A 398-nucleotide genomic window follows, 5' to 3' on the forward strand; every position below is an offset into this window, starting at 1 on the left:
AATATGTCAAAAAAAGCTCTCTATGAGCAATTAACGTGGCATGGTTTTTCAAGTTCAGCAGTGCAGTATGCCATCGATCACTTGAATGCAGATTACAAAGCAAATGCCTTAGCTAAAGCAAGAGAATACCGAAAATATAGTAATATCTCAAAAACTGAAATTTATGACAGGCTAACTTCTTCTTGGTTTGGAAAATTTACAAAAGAAGAAGCCAACTATGCTATTCAAAAACTTAATCTACCATCAGAAGGCAGCTATCCTCGCAATAAATGGGTAGGAGCTTATTATTATAAATCGGATGGAAAGATGGCCAAGAATGAATGGGTAGATGGCGGTCGTTACTATGTCGATTCTAAAGGTTATATGGTGAAGGATAAATGGGTAGATGGTGGCCGTTA

At 36.9% G+C, this 398-nt stretch carries 1 protein-coding gene; it reads left to right on the forward strand.

Going from position 1 to position 398, the window contains the following annotated elements; genetic code table 11:
* A partial coding sequence (locus N5909_RS00005; RefSeq protein WP_271630612.1) for an Ltp family lipoprotein occupies positions 1-398 on the forward strand: 398 nt, incomplete at both ends.

Origin of the sequence: Streptococcus gwangjuensis (genome assembly GCF_028156745.1) — a bacterium.
Lineage (GTDB): Bacteria > Bacillota > Bacilli > Lactobacillales > Streptococcaceae > Streptococcus > Streptococcus gwangjuense_A.